Here is a 15,898-nt window from a genome sequence, read left to right on the forward strand (position 1 = left end):
GTAATGGCCACTGCTAATAAAAATTTATCGGAATACGATAAGGCAACAATCCCAAGCGCGAAAAATTTTCGGTTTGGGATTGTTGTTTCAGAATGGAATTCAGAAATAACGGAAGGTTTGTTCAATGGCGCTATGGAGTCATTGTTGGATTGTGGGGCGTCTAAGAATAATATTATTCGTTGGAACGTTCCCGGAAGTTATGAATTGGTTTTTGGAAGTAAAAAAATGATTACTACCCAAAGTGTGGATGCCGTTATTGCTATTGGAAGCGTAATACAAGGCGAGACTAAGCATTTTGATTTTGTATGCAGTGCCACAGCTCAAGGTATAAAAGACCTAAATGTAATTACTGATACACCTGTTATCTTTTGTGTCTTGACCGACAATACCCTGCAACAGGCTATTGATCGCAGTGGTGGGATTCACGGAAACAAAGGGTCGGAAGCTGCAATAGCTGCTATTAAGATGGCTGCCTTAGGCAACTAAGTATTCTCGATATTGACTTAAGGATCATCGTATTGCGAAATAATTTAGCCTAATGAGGTATGAGCACTGCGTTTTTGTGCCTAAACACTATGGTTGAGGCATTCGGTGTTGTTAACAATTTTTAGCATCTACATTCTGCCATTTTGCCCTATTTTCAGTACTTTTGAAGATAGTAAAGATATTTATGAGACTCCCTTCGCTTTTTAAATTAAGTAGAAATAAATCTTACAATTATTCCCCTCGTTATTATAACGAGCGCAAGGAGCGTATAGAGAAATTAAGAAAATCCAAGGAATCTAAACCAGACGGTGAGTATTTTACGGGGTATAGAAAAAAGAGCTACAGGGATGATTGGAAAACAGTGAAAAGCGCTCAAAGCGATAGGAACAGGAGGCTTCGTTTTTTCGTTATTCTTATCTTTCTTTTGATTTTTGCCTATGCAGCCGTTAAATATGGGAAAATAGACATGTTTTTTTAATGGGCGATATCATTAAACTTTTACCAGATCATGTTGCCAATCAAATAGCAGCTGGGGAGGTGGTTCAAAGACCGGCTTCAGTTGTAAAGGAGTTGATGGAAAATGCTATTGATGCAGGGGCTTTATCCATAAAGCTTATTGTTAAAGATGGTGGTAAAGTCTTAATTCAAGTAGTAGATGATGGTGCGGGAATGAGTGATACCGATGCCCGATTAAGTTTTGAAAGGCATGCGACCTCCAAAATAAAATGTGCGGAGGATCTATTCAACTTGAGTACCAAGGGATTTAGGGGTGAAGCTTTGGCTTCCATAGCTGCAATAGCACATGTAGAATTGCAAACTAAACCTTCTAATACAGAATTTGGCACCCATATAAAAATAGAGGGTAGTAAAGTTACAGCCCAAGAAGTGATTGTAACGTCAAAAGGGACCTCCATTGCCGTTAAAAATCTTTTTTTTAATATTCCTGCTCGAAGAAATTTCTTAAAATCTAATAGTGTAGAGCTTAGACATATTACTGACGAGTTTCATAGGGTGGCATTGGCACATCCTTCTATACATTTCTATTTTTATAATAATGGCAGTGAATTGTTTAATTTGCCACAGAGCAATTACAGGCAGCGGATTGTCAATATTTTTGGAAGTAGAACCAATGAAAAATTAGTACCTGTAGAAGAAGAGACTCAGGTGGTGAAAATTTCTGGTTATATTGGGAAACCAGAGTTTGCCAAAAAGAGCAGGGGAGAACAGTATTTTTTTGTCAATAACCGCTTTATAAAAAGTCCGTACCTCCATCATGCTGTTGTGGCTGCCTTTGAGGGGCTGATAAAATCTGATAACCATCCAGGATATTTTTTGTACCTAGAGGTGGATCCAGCTTCAATAGATATCAACATTCACCCTACCAAAACGGAAATCAAATTTGATGACGAGCATACCTTGTACGCCTTATTGAGGTCTGCGGTGAAACATAGTTTGGGACAATTCAATGTGGCCCCAGCACTGGATTTTGACCAAAATCTTAATTTGGAAACGCCCTATGCCTTTAAAAATAGGGAAGCAGAACTTCCTAAGGTGGTAGTAGACTCGGGATTTAACCCATTTAAAGAAGAAATTCAAAGGGGCTTTAAGAATTCTTATCAGAAGGAGAGTACCAAGGGATGGGAAAGTATGTATGTTGGATTGGAATCCAAAGTCGGGAGGGAAGATAGTTTTTCCAGTGTGAGTTTTGAATCTGATAGCATTACGGGTTCTATTTTTGAAGGTACTCATGAAGTCATGGAGACCAATACAACCACGTTTCAGCTAAGGCGCAAGTACATCGTGACCACTATTATTTCAGGAATGGTCGTCATAGATCAAAGTAGGGCACATCAACGGGTATTGTATGAGAAGTTTCTAAAAAATATTACGATTAAAGAGGCCGTAAGCCAACAATTACTGTTTCCATTATCTTTATCCTTTTCCAGTTCGGACATGGTAATTATAGAGGAGATAAAAGAAAGTCTTGCCACCATAGGATTTGGCTTTGGGAAGGTAGATAGGGAAGTACTAGAAATTACCGGAGTACCTTTGTTGGTAGCAGAAAGTGAGGTGGGTATGGTCTTGGATCAGTTGATTTCAGATTATCAACAGGACATTACAGGAGATAGTTTCTCACAGACTGATATCCTTTCTAAAACTTTGTGTAAGACCTTAGCGGTAAAGACAGGCGAAATACTAGACAGAAATTCACAGTTGGCCTTAGTAAACGATTTATTTGCCTGCAAAGAGTCCAAATCAAGCCCTTTCAACAAAACAATTTATATTACCATTACAGAAAACGATATTGACAAAAAATTTATTTAAATGGGAAGACTTACAGATGCTATAAAGCATTTACTTATAATTAATGTGTTATTTTTTGTGGCTACCTCCTTGTATGGTGATGAGATGTACCGGATGTTTTCTCTTTGGTTTCCACTAAATGCAAACTTTGAATTATGGCAGATTATTTCACACATGTTCATGCATGGAGGGTTAATGCATATTGTATTTAATATGTATGCCTTGTGGGCTTTTGGAACGCCATTGGAACGCATGTGGGGGAGGAATAAATTTTTCTTTTTCTATTTTTCCGCTGGGTTAGGATCGGCACTTTTGCATACCGCCGTTAACTATTATTATTTTAATGAGGGAATGGATGCCTTGGTAAACTCTGGAATAATGAGGAGCCAAGTCATAGAGATTATTTCTAGCGGAAAGTATAGTCCAGATTGGTATAACCTCGCCTCTAAGAGTACTGTAGATAATTTTTTAAGTGCCTTTAATACTCCTGCTGTTGGGGCTTCTGGTGCTATTTATGGAGTATTAGTAGCCTTTGGAATGTCTTATCCTAATAGCGAGCTATTTTTACTATTTTTACCTGTTCCCATTAAAGCGAAGTATTTTATTCCTGTTTTAATAGGGCTAGATTTATTTTCAGGGATTACTGGCTACGCTATCTTTGGTAGTGGAATTGCCCATTTTGCTCACGTAGGTGGGGCATTGATAGGCTTTCTTATGATGTGGTATTGGAAGAAGAACCAGTTTAATAAAAACCGATGGGATTAGCTATGAACACAGATAACTTAAAATATCAGTTTGCAAGATTAAGTATCGCCGAAAAATTGATTGCTATAAATGTAGCGGTATTTATTTTTAATGGCCTACTGACTTTCTTACTGCAATTATCGCCAAATATTTTCATGCAATGGTTTGAGCTACCAAAAGATTTTTTTGATTTTTTAGTCCAGCCTTGGTCCATCTTCACCTATTCCTTCTTTCATGCCGGATTTGGTCATATTTTTTGGAATATGGTGATGCTTTATTTTGCATCGCGTATCTTTTTAAATCTTTTTGGTCCCAAAAGATTTATTAATGTTTATTTTTTAGGGGTCATTTTAGGGGGCTTCTTATTTCTATTGAGTTATAATATTTTTCCAGCATTTTTGGGATTCAATACCTCGTTGATCGGCGCCTCAGCAGGGGTCACAGCCGTTTTAATATTTGTGTGTACTTATATCCCAAACCAAGAGGTAAGGATTATCTTTTTCAATGTTAAACTCTGGTATATAGGGGTATTCTTTGTTTTGGTAGATCTGATACAAATTCCCACAGGAGGTAATGCAGGCGGAAATTTATCGCATTTGGGAGGTGCCTTGTTGGGCTATGTTTATGCGAGACAACTGGTAAAAGGAAAAGATATTGGAGAAGGCTTTTCTAAACTCCTGGATAGTATGTCTAATCTCTTTAAAAAATCGAAAAATGCACCTATGAAAACGGTTTATCGTAAGGCTAAGGCCACGGTAAATGGAACAGTAGATCATGATAAGGAAAGTAGACAACGAAAGATAGACACTATTCTAGATAAGATTAGCAAATCGGGCTACGAGAGTTTATCGAAATCAGAGAAGGATTTTCTTTTCAAATCAGGTAAAGAATAAAGTTGATATTGGGAAAATTATCTGTAATGAACAAGTTCATTTTTTTTCTGAATATAATAGCGGCCTTGCTGCTGTTGTTTTCTTGTTTGGTTCCCCACATATCACTTTATTCAATTTCATTTTTATTTGTTTTTAGTCTCGCGGTGCCCTATTTGGTAGTAGTTAATATTATGTTCTTGATGTATTGGTTATTGAAGTTAAGAACACAGTTTTGGTTGTCTTTTGCAGTATTACTTTTAGGATACTTTTCTTTGGGAACCTTCTTTATATTTTTTGAACCCACTCCAGCGCCAGCAGAAGAAAGTGTTAGTGTTTTAACTTTTAACACCCAGTCTTTTCGTGGTAATTCTAGGGAAAACAACCCCCAATTGAGTGATAGTATTGTAAAATTTATAAAAGAAGAAAATGCAGATATTGTCTGTTTTCAGGAATTCGACTATTCGAAAATTAGGAGTAATGACTTCAAGCAATATCCTTTTAAATATGTGAATTTCAAATTTGGTGTAAACAGTGGAAAAGTAATTCAGGCCATTTATTCCAAATTCCAAATCATAAATAAGGGCTCTCTCGATTTTCCTAAAAGTGGTAATAACGCTTTATTTGCAGACGTCATTATTCAAACGGATACAATCCGAGTTTATAACCTACATCTCCAATCGCTGAGGGTTCGTCCGGGTTCAATTAGAAGTGAAGAATCACAGAAATTATTGGAAAGACTGGGTAATTCATTTGTAAAACAGCAAGAGCAGGCCGAAATTGTTCTGGAACACGGTAACACTACTACGTATAAGAAGATTATATGTGGGGATTTTAATAATTCCCAATATTCAAGTGTCTATTATGACATTAAAGGTGATATGAAGGATACCTTTATGGAAATGGGATCGGGGTATGGTCGTACTTACAATTTTAAGTTCTTGCCATTACGGATCGATTTTATTTTGGTAGATGAGCAAATGGAAGTTTTAGCGCATAAAAATTACGACGTTAAAATGTCAGACCATTTCCCTGTAATGGCCTCTATCAAATTTTAACTACATCAAAATGCAGTCGGCCGTATCTGCAACAATATGGATGCACAAAGCAAGGCCTACAATCCTTGTCTTCTGAAAAAACAAGAGTCCAAGATAAAACATAAAGGCCCAGTAGGTATGCAAGGGATGGTAGCCAATGCTACAACGCGCACTGTCAAAAATAGGGCTTGCCAAAAGATGATCTAGATCAATCAATATCCCTGCCAACAAAATCAATACAGCCCAGAACCAATTCTTCCTATAAAAGTAGAGCCCAATCCCTATCGGTACTAAAAAATGAATCCCGTAATGCATGCAGAATCTAAGCATCCTTTAGGTTTAAATTGTGTTTTCTGAGATAGGTAAGGGCGTTGGTGCCTTCGTTGAACAAAAGATCTAAAATACTAAGGTTTTCAATAAATGGATTGCGGTCGTCGAAAACCTGTACGTAAGGTTCTTGTACTAGAGGCGGATTTGTTTTAGAATTTATCAGAATACGTGCATCCACAAAATCCATTGGTTCTTTTTCAAATTTGGAAGTGTTTTCTAAGGGCATTGGGATTTGAAGACAACCGCAGATGGCTTCAATGGATTTTAAATTAAAATCTAGAAGATACTTATGTTCGGTGGTATAAAGTTCCACAAGATCATCTTCATAAAATTCGAAAAATGGGGAGCTTCTGTATGCTGTTTCCAGAGTACGCCAATGCTGGCGTTGCCAATGGTAGAAATTATCCACTTTTACATCTTTATATTTTTGTCTGCCCTGTTTATCACCAACATGTTGTACGGGAATATTCAATATATGCCTTCCAATATCAGTGGCTATATAACATCGGTTCCTATACGTTTGTTTCTGATAATTTCCCGAAGTCTCCCAACAGATGTCATTTTTGGCTATGCCCACAAAATTGGCAATATTCAAAAAGTATCCTGGGTGTAGGAGAAGCTTCATTTTCTAGTTTTATAAGACAGATTATTTCTTTTTCTTCTTTTTTCTAAAATAATCAAACACGAACCAACCGGCTAGGGCTATCAAAAAGTACTTAAAATAAGATTGAGGTTCTCCATCTCCACCTACGGTAGTAAAAACACGATCCCAGCGAACTTTCCAATTGCTTAATCCGTCATTGATTCCATCAATACTCATCCAGATAAATACCGGTTTCCCTACAATATGGTTTTCTGGAACATAGCCCCAAAACCTACTGTCTTCTGATTTATGACGATTGTCCCCCATCATCCAATAGTACCCTTGTTTGAAGGTATAGGTGTTTGTTACCTGCCCATTAATACTTATTTGGTTGCCAGATACAGAAAGGGTATTCCCTTCATATTCTTTTATTATTTTCTTGTATAAGGGAAGGACTTTTACGTTCAAGGAAATGGTCTCTCCTGCTTTTGGAAGATATATAGGGCCTAAATTATCCTGAGTCCCGGGATATTGCCCGCTCTGTGGAAAAATATTAGTTTCCGGTTTTGTGAAACTGAATTTTTTAATACTAACAATACCTGCCTTTCCAAGGTCATTCTTTGCTTCTTCCTCTGTCATATTAAAGAGGGCTTTGGAATTTTCAGAGGTAGCCTTAAGAAATGAAACTACTTTACCATCGGCTATATACCCTGTATAGTAAGTGTATAAAGAATCCCTCTCAAATTCTTCTAAGGTGGTCTTTTGATCTATGACTTCATCAACTTTATCTTGTGTCAATACTTCGTTTGGGATTTTTATTACATTTCCCCCAAAATTATTACGACCTAATAAATTGATAGCGGCGTTTCCTATTTGTCCTTTGGTGCTGACCACATGAAGGAACATGGGCTTGGCTCTGTCGGATAACACTAGTTTATTTCCATTGATATATACGTCTCCGTTTATAATAGATAGGCTATCCCCTGGTGTACCCACACATCTTTTAACGTAGTTTGATTTTTTGTCTATTGGTTTTCTAACCCCTTTTTCTTTTTTAAAGAACTGACGTACCGTATCTGCCGGCCAACTAAAGACAACAATATCATTTCGTTTTACTTTTTGAAAACCAGGAAGCCTAAAATAGGGTAGTTGTGGTTTGCTTAGATAGGATTTGGTTTTCAGTATTGGCAAAGTATCATGCACCATGGGAGCCGCAATCGTTGTCATTGGGGTTCTGGCACCGTAATGAAATTTGCTTACAAAGAGGAAATCACCAACTAGTAATGTTTTTTCTAAAGACCCTGTAGGAATTACATAGGGCTGTATAAAATAGGTGTGTACCAAAGTTGCTGCAACTATCGCAAATACAATGGAACTTACCCATTCCCCTAAAGCTGTTTTAGGATGTCTGCTGCGGTTTTCCACATATTTGACATCTTGCGTATAACTCATATAATATATATAAAAGCCTAGGCTTAAAATGACCAACCAAGTATCTAATAGGCTGTTTTTTCCAAAACTGCGCATAGTCTCTACCCAAATTACCGGAAACATGAGTAGGTTGATGATAGGGATAAATAGTAAAAAGGTCCACCATTTTGGACGGTTGATGATTTGCATCAATACAATTGCATTATAGATTGGCACTGAAGCCTCCCATCCTTTTCTACCCGCTTTCACATATAATTTCCATGTTCCTAAAAAATGGATGATCTGTACGATCAAAATAAAAAGAATCCATTGTGTGCTGTTCATATGTTGTTATTATTGGTGTAGTAAAAGTTATTTATTGAGATATCCTCTTGGTATTGTCTTTAATTAAGTAACAGAAATTTTGCTTTTGTTACGTTTCTTAACCTAGGTTTAACACATCCTTCATGGTGAAAACCCCTGTTTTTCCCATGATCCATTCTGCTGCCACAACTGCACCAAGAGCAAAACCTTCTCTATTGTGAGCCGTATGTTTAATTTCAAGACTATCTACTGTACTTTGGTAATTAATGGAATGTGTACCAGGTACATCTTTTATCCGTTTTGCAACAATTGGAATATGGTCAGAAGTTGCCTTATCAAGTCTCCAACCTTTATAATCAGTATTCTTTAAAATGCCTTCGGCCAAGGTGATGGCTGTGCCACTAGGGGCATCTAATTTTTGGGTATGGTGTATTTCTTCGATGGAGACCGTATACTGATCTAAGGTGTTCATCATGTTAGCTAAATATTCGTTCAGCTCAAAAAAGATATTAACTCCAAGACTAAAATTGGAAGCATAAATAAATGCTCCTTTATGCTCATCACAGAAGGACACCGCTTTACCATAATTTTTACCCCATCCAGTGGTGCCTGAAATAACAGGAACGTTGTTTTCTATGCATTTTTTAATATTATCAAAAGCGGCTTCGGGCTGACTGAAATCTATGGCCACGTCAATATTGGAAAAATCAATTTCCTTGGTGTCCACATCTATTTTGGCTACAATAGTATGATTTCTTTGAATAGCAGTCTGTTCTATCATCTTTCCCATTTTACCGTATCCAAATAAGGCAATTTTCATGCGTTAAAATTTTATGGTTAATGCCATTCCGTAATTGGGTTGGGCGTTAATAGGGTTATATTCCAAGTAGGGTTTAAAGTCCATACTCAAGTTATCATCTACATTAAATTGCCTTAAATGTGCATCTACATTGGCGTCTATAATATTAAGGGCGTACAGCCCAATAGTGACTACCAAAGCCAGATCCCTATCGCGCTGGTAGCGCTCTTGTCCATCTTGCAATGCAGCATCTGAAAGGTCTGGATCTCCCGGAACTATGCCACTATTATTAATATCATAGAACTCATCATCTATGAATCCTGCCTTTCTTCTTTTAAAGGCAGTTCTAAAGCGGTCATATAAATCATCATTGTTAATATATACATATACCCCCGTACCTATCGCGGCAAAGACCAACGGAACCTTCCAATATCGTTTGTTATAGATTTGGCCCAATCCAGGTAGTATGGCGGAATAAAAGGCGGCCTTGCTGGGTGCCAAAGGGTTTATTTCCTCCCTTTTTTCTACAATAACGTCTTTTACCACAACACCTTTTCTGGTAAGGTCTGTTTTTACAGAATCAACTGCGGTGGTATCCTTCTGCTTCTCTTGTGCTGAGGAGGAAAGAATTAAAAGAAAAAAAAATAATAAGGAGCAAAGTGATTTATTCACCTGTGATCAGTTTTTTTATACGCTGAAATTCTGCTTCGGAACTAAATGGGATGGTGATTTTACCATTCCCCTTTTCAGAAGCTTTCACATCTACTTTTACAGAGAGGTAGTCGCTAAATCTCGGCGCATCCTTTTTGATAAAACCAGGGGTTTTAGCAACTTTTTTTTCTTGCTTTTCAGGATTGTCCAAAGCATCTTGATAGGCCTTTACCGCTTTTTCGGTATCTCTAACAGAAAGATTTTGTCCAACTATTTTCTCATAGAGGGCAATTTGATCTTCTCTCTTCTCTACATTCACAAGCGTTCTACCATGTCCCATACTTACAAAACCATCTCGAATTCCGGTCTGAATGATAGGATCTAGTCGTAAAAGTCTAAGATAATTGGTGATAGTAGATCGTTTTTTACCTACCCTATCACTTAATTTCTCTTGGGTCAATTGAATCTCGTCTATCAAACGTTGGTAGGATAATGCAATTTCAATAGGATCAAGATCCTGTCGCTGTATGTTTTCCACCAAGGCCATTTCCAAAGATTCTTGGTCATTGGCAATACGGATATAGGCAGGAATTGATTCCAAGCCTATAAGTTTGGAGGCCCTAAATCTTCTTTCCCCAGAAACTAATTGATATTTATTGAAATCGAGCTTTCTAACGGTAATAGGTTGAATGACCCCTAGTTCCCGAATAGATGTCGCCAATTCTTGAAGGGCGTCATCATTAAAGTTGGATCTTGGCTGAAATGGGTTTACTTCTATGGCCGATAGTTCCAATTCTACAATATTGCCCACTACTTTATCCGCGTTTTTATCGGATACTGATTTGATGTCGTTATCTGGATCTTTCAATAGTGCGGACAATCCTCTTCCTAAAGCTTGTTTTTTTACTGCTTTCGCCATATTAAACTATCTCCTTATTTTTTTTCATTACTTCATTGGCCAAATTTAAATAATTGGCTGCTCCCTTACTTGCTGCATCGTATTTTATGATGCTTTCCCCATAACTTGGGGCCTCACTTAATCTTACATTTCTTTGGATGATGGTATCAAAAACCATTTCGGAAAAATGTTTGTTCACTTCTTCTACTACTTGATTGGATAGGCGTAAACGAGAATCGAACATGGTGAGTAATAACCCTTCTATATCTAAATCTGGATTGTGTATTTTTTGGACACTTTTGATAGTGTTCAATAATTTGCCTAAACCTTCCAAAGCAAAATATTCGCATTGAATAGGAATTATGACCGAGTCTGCCGCTGTTAAGGCATTCAATGTCAATAACCCCAAAGAAGGAGCACAATCAATTAATATGTAATCATATTTTTCCCTTAATCCTTCAAGGGCCTGTTTCATCATGTATTCCCTGTTCTCCTTGTCCACTAATTCAATTTCAATGGCTACAAGGTCTATATGTGAAGGTATTAGATCCACATTTGGGGAAGATGTTGAAATAATCGTTTCCAAAGCTGTTTTGGAATGCTCTAGTAATTGGTAGGTTCCCATTTCCACATTATCCACATCTATTCCTAGACCAGATGTGGCATTAGCTTGAGGATCAGCATCAATTAACAATACTTTCATCTCCAGAACACCTAAGGAGGCAGCTAGGTTCACTGAAGTGGTGGTTTTCCCAACCCCACCTTTTTGATTTGCTATAGCAATTATCTTGCCCATTATCATAGTAAGTTAGGGGCTAAAAATACGATTATTTATAACGCTAAAAAATGTATTTTGTTAACAGGCGGTGAATAACAGCCCGTTAATCGGCAAAATGAAGGTAATCGTATAAAAATTAATGTTTTAGTAATGTTACATTCAACAGATTAATCCATTAAAATATCCAATATTTGGATGGCTGTTTCACTAATTTTCGTACCAGGACCAAATATGGCCACAGCTCCAGCTTTGAAGAGGTAATCGTAGTCCTGTTTTGGAACCACACCCCCTACAATGACCATGATATCCTCCCGACCATATTTTTTAAGCTCTTCAATAATTTGGGGTACTAATGTTTTATGTCCTGCCGCTAAGGAGGATACACCTACTATATGAACGTCATTTTCAACAGCCTGTTTCGCAGCCTCTTGTGGAGTTTGGAATAAGGGACCGATGTCCACGTCGAAACCTAGGTCGGCATACCCTGTTGCCACCACTTTGGCTCCCCTGTCATGCCCATCTTGACCCATTTTTGCGATCATGATGCGTGGTCTACGCCCTTCGGTCTCCGAAAATTGGTTGGCCATCTCCCTGGCTTTTTTAAAACTTTCGTCGTTTTTGATTTCTTTGGAATACACGCCTGTAAATGATTGAATCTTTGCTTTGTACCGTCCGAAAGCAACCTCCATTGCGTCACTGATTTCCCCAAGGGTAGCTCTTGCTCTTGCTGCTTCTACCGCTAAAGCTAGTAAATTCTGCTCAGTTGCAGACCCGTCTCCCTCTTGTTTTTCTCTTGCGGCTTCGGTCAATTTAATTAATGCAGCTTCTACAGCTGCTGTATCTCTTTTTTTCTTGGTATGCGCCAAACGTTCCAACTGCTGTTTGCGCACTTGTTCATTATCTACCTCCAAAATCATAAGAGGATCCTCTTCTTCTAATTGATATTTGTTGATACCTACAATAATATCTTGGTTGCTATCAATACGAGCCTGCTTTTTTGCGGCGGCCTGTTCAATTCTCATTTTGGGAATTCCGGCCTCAATGGCTTTGGTCATTCCTCCCAATTCTTCCACCTCTTCAATTAGTTTCCAGGCTTTATGGGCAATCTCATCAGTGAGGTATTCCACGTAATAACTGCCTGCCCAGGGATCTACAGTTTTGGTGATTTTAGTTTCGTCCTGTAAAAAGAGTTGGGTATTACGGGCAATTCGTGCCGAGAAATCGGTAGGTAATGCAATGGCTTCATCTAAGGCATTAGTATGTAAACTTTGTGTGCCTCCAAAAGCAGCAGCAGCTGCCTCAATAGTGGTTCTTGCCACATTGTTGAAAGGGTCCTGAGCCGTTAAACTCCATCCACTGGTCTGGGAGTGTGTTCTTAAGGCTAGGGATTTTTGATTTTTAGGATTAAATTTTTTTACCAGTTTAGCCCAGAGCATACGGCCCGCTCTCATTTTAGCAATTTCCATGAAATGGTCCATTCCTATGCCCCAAAAGAAGGATAGGCGTGGAGCGAACTTATCAATCTCCAAGCCAGATTTAAGTCCGGTTCTAATATATTCCAGACCATCTGCCAAGGTGTAAGCCAATTCTATTTCTGGGGTAGCCCCAGCTTCCTGCATATGATATCCAGAGATACTGATGCTATTGAATTTGGGCATATGCTTGCTCGTATATTCAAAAATATCCGAAATGATCTGCATGGATGGTTCCGGAGGATAGATATAGGTGTTCCGCACCATGAATTCTTTAAGAATATCATTCTGTATAGTTCCTTCTAGTTGTTTTGGGGATACGCCTTGTTCTTCTGCAGCAACAATATAAAAGGCCATAATTGGCAATACCGCTCCGTTCATGGTCATGGAAACCGACATTTCATCCAAGGGAATAGAATCAAAGAGAATTTTCATGTCCTCCACGGAATCTATAGCAACACCAGCTTTTCCTACATCGCCCACCACACGCTCGTGATCACTGTCATACCCACGGTGTGTTGGTAGGTCGAAGGCAACGGACAAGCCTTTTTGTCCAGCGGCCAAGTTGCGTCTGTAAAAGGCGTTACTTTCTTCCGCTGTGGAAAAACCAGCATATTGCCTAATGGTCCAAGGTCTCCTGACGTACATGGTAGCGTAGGGGCCACGTAGGTTGGGCACTATCCCTGCCGCAAAATCAAGGTGTTCTAAATCTGAAACATCCTCTTTGATATATATGGGGGTATCGGAATTGACCTTCCTCTTTGTTTTGGAAGTTGGAGTTTCGTTTCCTGAAACTTCATCTACTTTTAGTTTTAGGTGTTGCAAGTTTTTTCTACTCATCTTTCAATCTTTTTTGTTCCAAAGCTTCGGACAGTCGTTTCTCTATAATGGGTTCCAATAAAGTCTTTCTTGCATCGGTCTTTACAAAGGGAAAGATTTCCATATCATCCTTCATCTTATCTTCCTTATTGATGTATTTATTGGTTCCTACCAGAATCTCCTTATGGGTATTGAATAGTTCCTGTTCTTTTTGGGAACTCTCCTTGATCTTCTTCTGTATGGAATGTTCTTTCAGTTGCTTTAAAAATCCGCCTCCTGCTTCCAAGGTTTTAAAAAGATCCAACGCTTTTTCTGCCAATTGGGTAGTTAGGTTTTCTATATAATAGGCTCCATCAGCAGGATTACTGACCTTGTCAAAATAACTTTCGTGCTTTAGGATCAACAATTGGTTTCTTGCTATGCGTTCCCCAAATTCATTGGTTTTATGGTAGAACGCATCATAGGGTAAATTACAGATAGTATCTGCACCTCCAAGGATGGCAGACATACATTCCGTGGTGGTTCGGAGCATGTTTACGTTGTAATCGTAAAGGGTCTTGTTGCGTTTGGTTGGAAGGGCCAAGATGTGGCATTCCAAATTCAAATGATATTCATTGGCCAAGGTTTTCCATAACAAGCGCATTGCCCTAAGTTTTGCAATCTCAAAGAAATAGTTGGTGCCTACGGCTATTTTAAAAGTGATGGCCTGAATTTTATTAGTGGTAGCATCCTTTGCCAAATGATTTAAATACTCATTGGCATGCGATAGGGCATAAGCCAATTGCTGTACCATATTGGCTCCCGCATTTTGGTATAGACTAACATCAACGGAAAGGATATTGTTAAAATTAGTAGTGTGATCTAGGGTAAAAATAGTTTCCAAGATCTCATGATCCTTTTTAAGGTCGTGGAACCAATTTCCACTTTTAGCCAAATGACCTATAACATCAATATTTAAATGGATGCGATGGGTTTTATTGCCTATAAAATTAAATAGCTTCTGGATATAATTCTCCGATAGAAACTGAAATTCGAAATGGATAACAGTGGCTTCTAAAGGAATGTCCTTTAAGAGTCGTTCTATTTTAATATCCTCTGATGCAAGGGTAAAAAGCAAACTCTCGGCTCCTTTTTTTAGGGCTTCTAAGGCTTTCGCATTGGCCATGGTGGCATTCTTGGCATAGATGTGCTGGGTAATTTTCCAAGATGTTCCCAAGGGTTTGGGGAAAGAGATGCGTTCCCCATGTTCATCCGAATGATAAAAAGGCTTTACTTTGATACCTTCTGGGGATTCCCACACCAAGGTTTCATTATAATCCGCTCCTTTTAAGTCGAACTGTATTTGTTGTTTCCAGGCTTTGGAGGAAACTTCTTGAAATTCGTTAAAAAGTTTGGGTTTACTCATCTTCTTTGTTTTTTAGGCTATCCTCGTATTCTATCAAATAGATTTCCTCATTCTTTTTTTTGAGATAGTATTTTTCTCGGGCAAATTTTTCGAGTTCTTTTTTATCGGATAGCTTTTCTATCGTCTCTTTGTCATTTTCGATTTCTTCTTGCAAGAATTCCTTTTGCTTCTCCAATTTTTTGATTTCCTTTTTAAGTTCCCAATGAATAAAGAGGGAATTAGTATCAAAAAAGATCATCCAAATTAAAAATGCAGTGAGCACCAACATGTACATGTTGGTTGCGATTCCAAACCATTTTTTCTTTTTTAGTTCTTTTAGGCCCATGGTAGTCTATGCTAATTTTTCATTAATAATAGTCCGTACGATATCTACAGCCACGGTGTTGTATTTATTGTTAGGGATAATGATATCTGCAAACTCCTTAGTAGGTTCAATAAACTGGTTATGCATTGGCTTTAGGGTGTTCTGATAGCGGCTCAGCACCTCGTCCAAATCTCTTCCGCGCTCTGTAATATCTCTTTTTAAACGACGTATCAAACGTTCATCGGAATCTGTATGCACAAAAATCTTGATATCGAACATCTCCCGAATCTTGGGATTGGTCATGATCAAAATGCCCTCAACGATCATTACCTTTCTCGGAAAGGTATGTATAGTATCCTTGGTGCGGTTATGCTTAACGAAAGAATATATGGGTTGGTTTATGGGTTGCCCCAGCTTTAAAATTTGTAAATGCTCAATGAGCAGGTCAAAATCTATGGCTCTAGGATGATCAAAATTAATATTGGAACGTTCTTCGTAGCTAAGGTGGGAGATATCGTTGTAGTACGAATCTTGTGAAATGACACCAACTTCTTCAAAGGGAAGCTCGTTAACGATCTGATTCACAACGGTTGTTTTACCACAACCTGTTCCCCCCGCAATTCCAATAATCAACATGCTTACATATTTTAGTCCAAAAATAAGGATTTGGGATGAAACTACGGGC

General features: G+C 38.2%; 17 protein-coding genes. 6 read left to right on the forward strand and 11 right to left on the reverse strand.

The window, feature by feature from the left end; genetic code table 11:
- Nucleotides 1–3: 3 nt before the first annotated feature.
- The 6 genes from ribH (at nucleotide 4) to ABXZ36_RS06275 (ending at nucleotide 5,461) form a co-directional block, all read left to right on the forward strand.
- On the forward strand, nucleotides 4–486 hold the full coding sequence (ribH, locus tag ABXZ36_RS06250) for a 6,7-dimethyl-8-ribityllumazine synthase (RefSeq protein WP_354614635.1): 483 nt from the start codon (nucleotides 4–6) through the stop codon (nucleotides 484–486).
- A 184-nt stretch (nucleotides 487–670) separates the two neighbouring features.
- On the forward strand, nucleotides 671–964 hold the full coding sequence (locus ABXZ36_RS06255) for a hypothetical protein (protein WP_354614636.1): 294 nt from the start codon (nucleotides 671–673) through the stop codon (nucleotides 962–964).
- Nucleotides 964–2,811, forward strand: a complete 1,848-nt coding sequence (gene mutL, locus ABXZ36_RS06260) for a DNA mismatch repair endonuclease MutL (RefSeq protein WP_354614637.1) — start codon at nucleotides 964–966, stop codon at nucleotides 2,809–2,811. Before ABXZ36_RS06255 ends, mutL begins: the two co-directional genes overlap by 1 nt.
- Complete coding sequence (locus ABXZ36_RS06265) at nucleotides 2,812–3,555, forward strand: rhomboid family intramembrane serine protease (RefSeq protein WP_354614638.1); 744 nt, start codon at nucleotides 2,812–2,814, stop codon at nucleotides 3,553–3,555.
- A gap of 2 nt (nucleotides 3,556–3,557) precedes the next feature.
- Complete coding sequence (locus tag ABXZ36_RS06270) at nucleotides 3,558–4,427, forward strand: rhomboid family intramembrane serine protease (protein WP_354614639.1); 870 nt, start codon at nucleotides 3,558–3,560, stop codon at nucleotides 4,425–4,427.
- 26 nt (nucleotides 4,428–4,453) lie between these two features.
- The gene (locus ABXZ36_RS06275; protein WP_354614640.1) at nucleotides 4,454–5,461 is read left to right on the forward strand and encodes an endonuclease/exonuclease/phosphatase family protein; all 1,008 of its coding nucleotides are present in this window, start codon (nucleotides 4,454–4,456) and stop codon (nucleotides 5,459–5,461) included.
- On the opposite strand, the gene ABXZ36_RS06280 is transcribed toward ABXZ36_RS06275, so the two are convergent.
- The 11 genes from ABXZ36_RS06280 to udk all read right to left on the reverse strand — a co-directional run bounded on the left by ABXZ36_RS06280 (nucleotide 5,462) and on the right by udk (nucleotide 15,849).
- Nucleotides 5,462–5,770 (reverse strand): DUF6122 family protein, encoded by a 309-nt coding sequence (locus ABXZ36_RS06280; RefSeq protein WP_354614641.1) that lies wholly within the window; start codon nucleotides 5,768–5,770, stop codon nucleotides 5,462–5,464.
- The gene (locus tag ABXZ36_RS06285; protein WP_354614642.1) at nucleotides 5,763–6,395 is read right to left on the reverse strand and encodes a WbqC family protein; all 633 of its coding nucleotides are present in this window, start codon (nucleotides 6,393–6,395) and stop codon (nucleotides 5,763–5,765) included. Before ABXZ36_RS06285 ends, ABXZ36_RS06280 begins: the two co-directional genes overlap by 8 nt.
- Nucleotides 6,396–6,416: 21 nt before the next feature.
- Nucleotides 6,417–8,108 carry a signal peptidase I gene (lepB, locus tag ABXZ36_RS06290; RefSeq protein WP_354614643.1) on the reverse strand — a complete coding sequence of 564 codons (1,692 nt, stop codon included), beginning with the start codon at nucleotides 8,106–8,108 and terminating at the stop codon, nucleotides 6,417–6,419.
- 97 nt (nucleotides 8,109–8,205) lie between these two features.
- Nucleotides 8,206–8,907, reverse strand: a complete 702-nt coding sequence (gene dapB / locus ABXZ36_RS06295; protein WP_354614644.1) for a 4-hydroxy-tetrahydrodipicolinate reductase — start codon at nucleotides 8,905–8,907, stop codon at nucleotides 8,206–8,208.
- A gap of 3 nt (nucleotides 8,908–8,910) precedes the next feature.
- The gene (locus tag ABXZ36_RS06300) at nucleotides 8,911–9,558 is read right to left on the reverse strand and encodes a DUF5683 domain-containing protein (RefSeq protein WP_354614645.1); all 648 of its coding nucleotides are present in this window, start codon (nucleotides 9,556–9,558) and stop codon (nucleotides 8,911–8,913) included.
- A complete protein-coding gene (locus ABXZ36_RS06305) occupies nucleotides 9,551–10,456 on the reverse strand; it encodes a ParB/RepB/Spo0J family partition protein (RefSeq protein WP_354614646.1) in 906 nt (301 codons plus the stop codon). Before ABXZ36_RS06305 ends, ABXZ36_RS06300 begins: the two co-directional genes overlap by 8 nt.
- 1 nt (nucleotide 10,457) lies before the next feature.
- Nucleotides 10,458–11,231: a ParA family protein gene (locus ABXZ36_RS06310; RefSeq protein WP_354614647.1), complete on the reverse strand. Its 774-nt coding sequence runs from the start codon at nucleotides 11,229–11,231 to the stop codon at nucleotides 10,458–10,460.
- A 149-nt stretch (nucleotides 11,232–11,380) separates the two neighbouring features.
- Nucleotides 11,381–13,525, reverse strand: a complete 2,145-nt coding sequence (gene scpA, locus ABXZ36_RS06315) for a methylmalonyl-CoA mutase (protein WP_354614648.1) — start codon at nucleotides 13,523–13,525, stop codon at nucleotides 11,381–11,383.
- Nucleotides 13,518–14,909 (reverse strand): methylmalonyl-CoA mutase subunit beta, encoded by a 1,392-nt coding sequence (locus ABXZ36_RS06320; protein ID WP_354614649.1) that lies wholly within the window; start codon nucleotides 14,907–14,909, stop codon nucleotides 13,518–13,520. Before ABXZ36_RS06320 ends, scpA begins: the two co-directional genes overlap by 8 nt.
- Entirely contained in the window at nucleotides 14,902–15,234 is a 333-nt protein-coding gene (locus ABXZ36_RS06325) for an FtsB family cell division protein (protein WP_354614650.1), read from the reverse strand. The genes ABXZ36_RS06320 and ABXZ36_RS06325 overlap by 8 nt, the downstream gene beginning before the upstream one ends.
- A 6-nt stretch (nucleotides 15,235–15,240) precedes the next feature.
- Entirely contained in the window at nucleotides 15,241–15,849 is a 609-nt protein-coding gene (udk, locus tag ABXZ36_RS06330) for a uridine kinase (protein ID WP_354614651.1), read from the reverse strand.
- Between the last annotated feature and the right edge of the window lie 49 nt (nucleotides 15,850–15,898).

This window comes from Sediminicola arcticus (assembly GCF_040566695.1).
Lineage (GTDB): Bacteria > Bacteroidota > Bacteroidia > Flavobacteriales > Flavobacteriaceae > Sediminicola > Sediminicola arcticus.

Coding starts and splice junctions, on each gene's coding strand:
- ABXZ36_RS06310 (WP_354614647.1), bottom strand. CDS start 11,231: ATGGGCAAGATAATTGCTATAGCAAATCAAAAAGGTGGGGTTGGGAAA.
- ribH (WP_354614635.1), top strand. CDS start 4: ATGGCCACTGCTAATAAAAATTTATCGGAATACGATAAGGCAACAATC.
- ABXZ36_RS06280 (WP_354614641.1), bottom strand. CDS start 5,770: ATGCTTAGATTCTGCATGCATTACGGGATTCATTTTTTAGTACCGATA.
- mutL (WP_354614637.1), top strand. CDS start 964: ATGGGCGATATCATTAAACTTTTACCAGATCATGTTGCCAATCAAATA.
- scpA (WP_354614648.1), bottom strand. CDS start 13,525: ATGAGTAGAAAAAACTTGCAACACCTAAAACTAAAAGTAGATGAAGTT.
- udk (WP_354614651.1), bottom strand. CDS start 15,849: ATGTTGATTATTGGAATTGCGGGGGGAACAGGTTGTGGTAAAACAACC.
- ABXZ36_RS06325 (WP_354614650.1), bottom strand. CDS start 15,234: ATGGGCCTAAAAGAACTAAAAAAGAAAAAATGGTTTGGAATCGCAACC.
- dapB (WP_354614644.1), bottom strand. CDS start 8,907: ATGAAAATTGCCTTATTTGGATACGGTAAAATGGGAAAGATGATAGAA.
- ABXZ36_RS06265 (WP_354614638.1), top strand. CDS start 2,812: ATGGGAAGACTTACAGATGCTATAAAGCATTTACTTATAATTAATGTG.
- lepB (WP_354614643.1), bottom strand. CDS start 8,108: ATGAACAGCACACAATGGATTCTTTTTATTTTGATCGTACAGATCATC.
- ABXZ36_RS06305 (WP_354614646.1), bottom strand. CDS start 10,456: ATGGCGAAAGCAGTAAAAAAACAAGCTTTAGGAAGAGGATTGTCCGCA.
- ABXZ36_RS06285 (WP_354614642.1), bottom strand. CDS start 6,395: ATGAAGCTTCTCCTACACCCAGGATACTTTTTGAATATTGCCAATTTT.
- ABXZ36_RS06275 (WP_354614640.1), top strand. CDS start 4,454: ATGAACAAGTTCATTTTTTTTCTGAATATAATAGCGGCCTTGCTGCTG.
- ABXZ36_RS06320 (WP_354614649.1), bottom strand. CDS start 14,909: ATGAGTAAACCCAAACTTTTTAACGAATTTCAAGAAGTTTCCTCCAAA.
- ABXZ36_RS06255 (WP_354614636.1), top strand. CDS start 671: ATGAGACTCCCTTCGCTTTTTAAATTAAGTAGAAATAAATCTTACAAT.
- ABXZ36_RS06270 (WP_354614639.1), top strand. CDS start 3,558: ATGAACACAGATAACTTAAAATATCAGTTTGCAAGATTAAGTATCGCC.